The 6,441-nt window shown below is 73.3% G+C and carries 5 protein-coding genes and 1 pseudogene; 1 reads left to right on the top strand and 5 read right to left on the bottom strand.

Annotation, left to right across the window (positions count from 1 at the left end; all coding sequences use genetic code 11):
• Nucleotides 1–198: 198 nt before the first annotated feature.
• The 3 genes and pseudogenes from CCN44_RS23785 to CCN44_RS23775 form a co-directional block, all read right to left on the bottom strand.
• Nucleotides 199–1,155: pseudogene (locus CCN44_RS23785) on the bottom strand (glycosyltransferase family 2 protein); the annotation flags it as partial.
• Nucleotides 1,152–1,973 (bottom strand): glycosyltransferase family 2 protein, encoded by an 822-nt coding sequence (locus CCN44_RS23780; RefSeq protein WP_086699368.1) that lies wholly within the window; start codon nucleotides 1,971–1,973, stop codon nucleotides 1,152–1,154. The pseudogene CCN44_RS23785 and the gene CCN44_RS23780, both read right to left, overlap by 4 nt.
• Nucleotides 1,974–2,389: 416 nt before the next feature.
• The gene (locus CCN44_RS23775) at nucleotides 2,390–2,803 is read right to left on the bottom strand and encodes a hypothetical protein (RefSeq protein ID WP_059248487.1); all 414 of its coding nucleotides are present in this window, start codon (nucleotides 2,801–2,803) and stop codon (nucleotides 2,390–2,392) included.
• A gap of 285 nt (nucleotides 2,804–3,088) precedes the next feature.
• On the opposite strand from CCN44_RS23775, the gene CCN44_RS23770 reads away from it, so the two are divergent.
• Entirely contained in the window at nucleotides 3,089–3,895 is an 807-nt protein-coding gene (locus CCN44_RS23770) for an SGNH/GDSL hydrolase family protein (protein WP_059248486.1), read from the top strand.
• Between the two features lie 113 nt (nucleotides 3,896–4,008).
• Here CCN44_RS23770 and CCN44_RS23765 read toward each other — a convergent pair whose 3' ends face one another.
• Nucleotides 4,009–5,619, bottom strand: coding sequence for a HoxN/HupN/NixA family nickel/cobalt transporter (locus tag CCN44_RS23765; RefSeq protein WP_086699365.1), 1,611 nt, complete (start codon nucleotides 5,617–5,619; stop codon nucleotides 4,009–4,011).
• On the bottom strand, nucleotides 5,616–6,441 hold an 826-nt coding region (locus tag CCN44_RS23760; RefSeq protein WP_414820517.1), incomplete at its 5' end, for a tetratricopeptide repeat protein. The genes CCN44_RS23760 and CCN44_RS23765, both read right to left, overlap by 4 nt.

The raw sequence follows: 6,441 nt of genomic DNA, 5'->3' as shown, positions 1-6,441 counted from the left end.
CGGCTGTGGGAGCGGTGGGTGTGCCGGTGGTCGGCTCGGGGCTTGCGTCGGCTGTGGGAGCGGTGGGTGTGCCGGTGGTCGGCTCGGGGCCTGCGCCGGTCGCGGGAGCGGAGTGCGTGCCGGTGGCTGGGCCGGTGCCGGTACGGGGTGGTGGGCCGGTGCCTGTGCCGGCGGTGGGACCGGTGCTGCCGGTGTCGCCGAGAACGTCGTACCGTGCCGTCTCGCCCGCAGGCTGCCCAGTGCGTAACCGCCGGCGGCGCTCAGCGTGCCGGCGATGATCGCGCCCGCGCGTCCCGCTCCGCCCGGCCGGAGGAGCAGCGCGTCCCGCAGGCCGCGGGCGACCCCGGCCGGCAGCACCCGGGTGGTGTACCGGCGTTCGGTCTCCAGGCCCTTGCCCGCGCCGACGCTGCGGGCCACCAGCGCCTTGGACAGCCCCTCGGCGTAGGTGCGGGTGCGGAAGTAGGCGAAGCGCTCCCGGGGCCGGGGCACCCGGTGGTGGATCACCGCGCGGTCGTCGATGAGCAGCACGGCGTCGGGGCGGACCCGGGTGAGGCGGATGCACAGCTCCGTCTCCTCGCAGCCCAGCGGGCGGCGGTCGCCGTCGCGGCCGATGCCGGTGGCGAAGCCGCCCGCCGCCTCGAACGCCGTACGCCGGAACGAGGCGTTGCCGCCGAGGACGTTGCGGACCCGGACCCGGCCGGGCGGCAGCCCCTTGTAGGTGCAGCCCACCACCCAGTCGAACTCCTCCGGGAACCAGGCCGGCCGCCGGCCCGACGCCCAGCTGGGCACCGTACGGCCGCCGACCGCCAGCACGCGCGGGTCGGCGTACCCCGCGGCGAAGTGGCGCAGCCAGTCCCGCTCCGCCACGGCGTCGTCGTCCAGGAAGGCGATCACCTCGCCGCGGGAGGCGGCGATGCCGGTGTTGCGTCCGGCGGAGAGGCCGCGCGGCCCCGCGTTGGCCAGGACGCGCACGCCGTCGCTCTCCTCGTACACGCGGGCCAGCCGGGCCAGCAGGGGCGGGTTGTGGTCCACGACCAGGAGTGTCTCCAGCGCCGGATACGACTGCGCGCGCACCGAGGAGACCGCCGCGAGGATGTCGTCCCAGCGGTCCTCGGTGTACACGCAGATCACGACGGAGATGCCGGGATCCGTCAAGAGACCTCTCCCTGCCCGGTGTGCAGCAGCGGGGAGTGGTGGACGCGGCGGCGCAGGTCACGCCGGTTGGACCGCTCCTTCAGGATCACCTTCAGCACCCGCAGTCCGTCCCGGACGGCCCGCAGGTTGCTGGTGCCGTGGATCCGCAGGTACTCGTGGCTCGGGATCTCCTGCACCTTCAGCCCCGCCTTGACCACTCTGATGTTCATCAGCGTCTCGACCTCGAACCCGGTGCAGTCGAGGTCGATCTTGTCCAGGCAGTGCCGCCAGAACGCGTTGTAGCCGTAGCACAGGTCGGTGTACCGGGCGCCGAACTTGCGGTTGACGACGGTGCACAGCGCCCAGTTGCCGAGTTTGCGGACGAAGGTCATGTCGTCGGTGCCGCCGCCGTTGGCGAACCGCGAGCCCTTGGCGAAGTCGGCGCCGGAGACCAGCGCGGAGACGTACGACACGATCTCGCCGCCGTCGGCCGAGCCGTCCGCGTCGACCATCACGATGATGTCGCCGGTGCATGCCTCGAACCCGGTGATCAGGGCATCCCCCTTGCCCTTGCCCCGCTGCTCGACGACCTTGACGTCCGGCCGCAGGGACCGCGCCACGTCGACGGTGTCGTCCGTGGAATTGCCGTCCACCAGGACCACTTCGTGTATCCAGTCCGGCAGGGTCTTGAAGACGTAGGGCAGATTCTCCGCCTCGTTCATGGCGGGAATCACCACGCTCACCGGCGGAGTGATCGCCAGGTGAGAGGAGATGGGCCGGAAGTCGGCGGCGAGGAAGGGATCCTGCCCCGAACTCGGCGGGCGCACAACGGAACTCATGAGCGTCTTTTCCCTCTCGTCCGGTGGACCGCCCGCCCCCGGGCGGCCCGGCTCTGGGTCCGGTTCGAAAGGGGGGTTCTCATCGTGGGCACGGCGGATCGAGCCGTGGACCTGAGTCCGGGACGATCTCCGTTTCCGCTGACGAGCTGGCAAAGCTGGCCGGTCCGCCGGGAAAAGACGGCAGCCGGTCGCGCGGCACGGCCCGGTCACCGTTGCGGTCACCGAGCACGGCACCCCCCTACCGCGCCCCGCGCCCGAAACGCCGCGGTCCCTGAACCCTCCCCTGGGGCCGTGTGCGACGCGCCGGTGCGGGTGAGATGTACGACGGTATTGACGGTTGAACCATAGAGGCAAGACCTGGCGGCTGCCTCACGTTTGCCGTGGTTTGGCCATTACACAACCTTGGCCCATGTTGTTCACCCTTGCGGGCGTTTTTTGGAAATCCGCGCCTGACGCAGGGCCGTCGACGCGGCCGCCAGCAGGATCAGCGCGCTCAGCGCCGCCACCGCGGCCACGCCGCCCCGGACCGACCAGCGGTGCAGGGCCAGCATGGTCTGGGCGACCAGCATGTCGACGACGACCGCGCCCGCGAGCGCGGTGACCGCCCGGCCGAAGGGACGCAGCCCGCGCAGCGCCGTGGCGATCGCCGCGGCCGGCGCGATGAGCAGGAAGAAGAGTGTGCACGGGCCGCGCAGTGGCGTAGCGGTGTCGGTGAGTGCGAGCAGTGCGCCGGCCGCCGCGACGGCGGTCGCCGCCCCGGCGAGCAGCGGTGACAGGCCCCTCCCCGGTCCTGCCCCCGGTGAAGGTGTCTCGATGCGTAAGGTCTGCATTGGCGACTTTGCCCCCCGACGCGCCGGATGCCGGGCTTCAATGTGGCGCAGCCGCGCGCGACCGTCAAGACGACGACCCCCTGGGCACAGATGTTCGCCACGGTCCGCAGCGTCGGGTGGAGTTGACGGCAAGTCACCACATCGGACATGCGCGCGCAATATATGAGCAGTGAACATCTCGGGTTGATCCTGTTGAGATCACAAAAGTCTTGGCATGGACACTTCCGGTCAACACGCGTAGCTGCTACGAAAGTTGAGGCAGAGATCCTGCTAAAGGGAGGTTCCATGAGACGTTCCCGACTTACCGGATTCGTGACCTCGCTCCTCCTCGCCGCCGGCCTCGGTCTCACCGGGGCCGCTTCGGCGCAGGCGTCCTCGACGGCGGCGGCCGGCGGCTATGTGGCGCTCGGCGACTCCTACTCCTCCGGAGTGGGCGCCGGCAGCTACATCAGCTCCAGCGGCAGCTGCAACCGCAGCACCAAGGCGTACCCGTACCTGTGGAACGCCGCCCACAGCCCCTCCTCGTTCGCCTTCAACGCCTGCTCCGGCGCCAAGACGGACGACGTGCTCGCGAGCCAGCTCGGCTCGCTGAACTCCTCCACCTCACTGGTGTCCATCACCGTCGGCGGCAACGACGCCGGCTTCGCCGACGTGATGACCACCTGTGTGACCAGCTCCGACAGCACCTGCCTGTCCCGCATCAACACCGCCAAGGCGTACGTCGCCAACACGCTCCCCGGCAAGCTCGACACCGTCTACAACGCGATCAGAGCCAAAGCCCCGTCCGCCCGGGTGGTCGTCATCGGCTACCCCCGCTTCTACCTGCTCGGCCAGTCGTGCCTGGGCCTCTCGGAAACCAAGCGATCCGCGATCAACGGCGCCGCCGACTACATCGACGCAGCCATCAAGGCCCGCGCCACCGCCCACAACTTCGTCTTCGGCGACGTCCGCACCACGTTCTCCGGCCACGAGATCTGCTCCGGCAACTCCTGGCTGCACAGCGTCAACTGGCTCAACATCGGCGAGTCGTACCACCCCACCGCCGCCGGCCAGTCCGGCGGTTACCTGCCGGTGTTCAACAACGCCGCGTGACCCGTACGGGCTCGCCCGGCAGGGTGGACTTCTGAGTGTTTCCCCAGTGCGCTCAGACTCCTCAGGGTGAGCCCGAAGGTGAGGCGGAGGCCCCGGTCGACGGGGTCTCCGCCTCAGCCGAACGCGGATGCCGCCCCCTTGAGCACCAATCCCATCCCCAGCGCCAGCACGACCAGCGCCGACACGAGGGGCAGCGTGCGGCGGGCCAGGGCGGCCAGCGGGTGGGCGGTCCAGCGCGGGCGCCGCTCCAGCACCCGGGCCGCCCCCGCGCCCAGCCGTACGACGGCGAACCCGGCGGCGGTCAGGGTCAGCGCGAGCCCCGCCCCGTACGCCACGACGAGCAGCAGCCCGAACCAGGCCTTGCCGAGCGCGGCGGCGCCGACCAGCACCACCACGGCGGACGGACTCGGCACCAGCCCACCGGCGAAGCCGAGCAGGATCGTGCCGCGGAGGGTGGGAGCGGTCGAGTGGGTGTGGGTGTGGCCGCCGTGCGTGTGGGTGTGACCGCCATGGGTGTGCGGGTGATCCCCGTGGCTATGGGTGTGCCCCTCGTGGGTGTGCGGGTGGGAGTGGGTGTGGCCTCCATGGGTGTGCTCGACATGGTGGTGCAGGTGAGGGTGGTGAACGGCACTATGGGTGGCGCCCACGGCCGCCAACTCCCGCTGCTCCACCCCCTCGTGCGGCACGGCGGTCGCCCGCACCCGGTTGCGCCAGGCCCGGCGTACGAGGGTGACGCCCGCCGCCAGCACCAGCGCGCCGCTGGCGATGCCCAGCCAGGAGATCACCGCGGGCGCGGCGGCGGAGCCGGCCGTGACCAGGAGGCCCAGGGCCACCACGCCCAGGGTGTGGGTCACGGTGACCGAGGCGGCCAGCGGCAGCACGTCCCTCGGCCGGGCCCGGCCTCCGCGCGCCGCCGCCGTCGCGGCCATCAGGGTCTTGCCGTGGCCCGGGGCCAGGGCGTGCATCGCGCCCAGGGCGACCGCGATGAGCAGGGCCAGACCGGCGAAGCCGAGGGTGAGATCGCGCCGGGCCACGAGGTCGTCCAGGGCCCGGGTCCAGCGGTCGGCGCCCCGGGGGAGCACGCCGGCGCCCGGGGCCGCCCGCCGTTCCGTGTCCGCCGCGAGCGCCGGTCCGCCGGGCCGCACCCGCAGCGAGGCCGTGCCCGTGTCCGCGGGGGAGGACAGCAGGTCCTGCGGGTAGGCGGTCAGTTCCCGGGAGACCGACTCCTTCGGCACATCGGTCGCGGTGAGCGTCATCCGGTCGCCCCGCGCCGTGATCTCCCGCCAGCCGGGCCCGCCGTCGGCGCCCGCGCCGCGGAAGCCGAGGGTGAGCGTGCCGGCGCGGGGGAGCGGGGCGGTCAGCCGGCACGCCACGCGCAGGGTGTCCAGGCCGGCCTGGCCCGGGCGCAGGCGCGCGCTGCTGCGGGCGGCCGTCAGGGTGACCGTACGCCCGTCCACGGTGAGCCCGCTGTCGGCGGCGGCCCGCGCGCACCGCTGCCGGGCCCACGCGCCGAGGCCCAGCCGTTCGATGCCGGGCTTGGCCTGCGTCGCCGGGATCTCGGCCAGGTCCTCCACATGGTCGACGCGGAGCTGTCCGGGAGCGGCGACCAGACCGTCGTAGCGGTTGACGGTGAAGTTGCCGAGGGGGTGCGCGCTCGCCGGGCCGGCCGGAAGCAGCGCCAGGGCGGGCGCGGCGAGCAGGGCGCACAGCGGACGGAGCTTCACTCGGCTCCCTCCAGCGCCGCGCGGGCCCGGGCGGCGCCCGGCGGGGAGAAGCCGGGGTTCAGTGCCAGGGCCGCGGCGAGCGAGGCGCGGCCGGCCGACCGGTGGCCGGTGGCCAGCTCGATCACCCCGCGGTGGTAGCGGAAGGCGGCGCTGCGGTAGCCGGTGGCGGTGGCCCGGCGGGCGTAGGGCAGGGCCTCGGCGTCGCGGCCGTTGACGTGCAGGGCCCAGGCGAGCGCGTCGGCGGTGTGCACGGTGTGCCGACGGGCCCATTCGGCACGGGCCGCGCGCAGGGCGGCCCGCCGGTCGCCGTGGTCGGCGGCGGCCAGCGCGGTGTCCAGGTCGGCGTTGACGCCGTTGGCGCGGGCGAGCGCGGTCCAGGCGTCGACCAGCGCGTACTGCTGCCGGGCCCGCGTCCGGTCGCCGGCCGCGCCCCGCGCCTCGTACAGCTCGCCCAGCGCGACCAGCGGGCCGGGCAGCGGGGAGCGGGCGACCACCGCCTCCAGGTCCCTGATCGCCGCGGCGCGGTCACCGCTCGCCGCCCGCGCGCGGGCCCGGCCCTCCAGCGCCGGGAGGTAGCCGTCGTCGGCGGCCAGGGCGCGCGCGTAGTGACCGAGGGCCGTCTTGTGGTCGCCCTGGTTCCAGGCGAGCTGGCCGAGCTGGGTGGCGACGTACGCGATGTCGCCCGGCGAGGTGGCCGCCGACAGGGCCTGTTCGAGGACGCGGCGGGCCGTGGTCACGTCGCCGCGCAGCTCGTGCACGTACGCGTACCGGGTGAACACCGGGATGCCCGGCTTGCGCGCGTCGGCGGTCCGCGCGGCCCGC

Source organism: Streptomyces tricolor (assembly GCF_002155905.1).
In the GTDB taxonomy this organism is placed as follows: Bacteria; Actinomycetota; Actinomycetes; order Streptomycetales; family Streptomycetaceae; genus Streptomyces; species Streptomyces tricolor.
The sequence above is the reverse complement of the archived record's forward strand: the minus strand, read 5'-3'. Positions and strand labels throughout refer to the sequence as shown.

Coding starts and splice junctions, on each gene's coding strand:
- CCN44_RS23775 (WP_059248487.1), bottom strand. CDS start 2,803: ATGCAGACCTTACGCATCGAGACACCTTCACCGGGGGCAGGACCGGGG.
- CCN44_RS23770 (WP_059248486.1), top strand. CDS start 3,089: ATGAGACGTTCCCGACTTACCGGATTCGTGACCTCGCTCCTCCTCGCC.
- CCN44_RS23780 (WP_086699368.1), bottom strand. CDS start 1,973: ATGAGTTCCGTTGTGCGCCCGCCGAGTTCGGGGCAGGATCCCTTCCTC.